General features: G+C 34.0%; 2 protein-coding genes. Both read right to left on the reverse strand.

Going from position 1 to position 1,378, the window contains the following annotated elements:
* Positions 1–142: 142 nt before the first annotated feature.
* A complete protein-coding gene (locus tag AQ1689_RS12995) occupies positions 143–829 on the reverse strand; it encodes a hypothetical protein (RefSeq protein WP_101956373.1) in 687 nt (228 codons plus the stop codon).
* A partial coding sequence (locus AQ1689_RS13000; RefSeq protein WP_180947599.1) for a hypothetical protein occupies positions 829–1,378 on the reverse strand: 550 nt, incomplete at its 5' end. The genes AQ1689_RS12995 and AQ1689_RS13000, both read right to left, overlap by 1 nt.

The raw sequence follows: 1,378 nt of genomic DNA on the forward strand, positions 1-1,378 counted from the left end.
TGGCGCATCTTGTGGAGTTGAAGATCCGCCGCCTTGGCTTGGTATGCTTGTTTGTGGTGTATCCCATGACACATTATCTGCAAAACCTGACAATCTCGACAATTGTACTACACTCATATTTTTACTCATAATTCCCGCTATTTTACGTTTTCTTTTTATCGTCCTTTTTTCTAAAGAACAACAAGCCAGCTGTTACTAAACCCGCAACGCCAATAGCATATTTATTTTTAGAAATAAAAGTTTCTTTTTCTTCGGTTTCCGTAGTTTCCGTGCTTAAATTCATAGGCACATTATCAGGAACAACCGTTTGAATTATAGGTTTCGGCGGTTTAAAACCACCTGTTACAACTCTTTTTAATTTATCGTCTGCTATTCTTTTTGCATTCGCTAATGCTAATTTTTTGGCTTTGGATTTGGCTGCTCTAGCCGCTAATGTTCTTGCTTGATCCTTTTTTAATTTATTTTCAAAAGCAAGTTTTATTGCATTTTCTTCTGCTTTATTATTAACTATGACGAATTTCTTAACATCTTTATTATATTTTATTTTACCAGACTCGACATCGTCAATATTTGGTTTTGAAGTAACTATGAAGATTGGTTTTTTTGATCCCTTAGGTCGAAAAGGTTTTACTTTAATTTTAGCTGGTTTAAAACCACCTGTGGTTTTTACTAATCGCTTAGTTGATTGCCTTGTTTTCGGTCTTAATTTTATGATTGGTCGTCTGCTTATTGGTCTTCCAAAACGCTCTTTACCGTTACCGTCCATAAACACACCACGACCACGACCAGGGACACCTGCTAAACCATATATGTTTAGTTTACTTTCCATTATGCTACTACTTTTTTAACTTGTGAATTTTTATTTTTGAAATAAAAAACGCCACCAACTAATAAAGCACCACCTATAATTAAAGGCAAATTTTCTTTTGATAAAAACGATCCAAAACCTGCGGTATTCATTTTTTTAGCTGAATTAATAGATACCATATTTGATGCTGTTTGTGCAGTTTTAGTTGCTGCAATTTTAGCTTTCTTGATGTTATCTCGTTCTATTTTATAGTTTGTTATTTTTGTTTTTACTGCTTGAATTTGTGTTTTTATCGAACTGGTAATCGTACTGTTACTTGCTAATATTTCATTAGCTCGCTCAATACCTAAAGTTTGTTTTTGCTTTAAAATATTAATTCGCCCCTGTACTTTACCTAGTGAATTTTCAGCAGATTGTAAAGCCGTTTCTGCGTGTTTTCTTCGTCTTTTTGCTTTTTTACAAAATGCGCCTAAACCTAAAGATTCGGCAATTGTTTGTTCTTGCTGTAATTCTACTTGCAGTTTTTTAATTATTCGCCCAGTTCGTTCGACTTCTTTTTCAAGATTCGCC

This window comes from Tenacibaculum finnmarkense (genome assembly GCF_900239185.1).
GTDB classification, from domain to species: Bacteria; Bacteroidota; Bacteroidia; order Flavobacteriales; family Flavobacteriaceae; genus Polaribacter; species Polaribacter finnmarkensis.

Coding starts and splice junctions, on each gene's coding strand:
- AQ1689_RS12995 (WP_101956373.1), bottom strand. CDS start 829: ATGGAAAGTAAACTAAACATATATGGTTTAGCAGGTGTCCCTGGTCGT.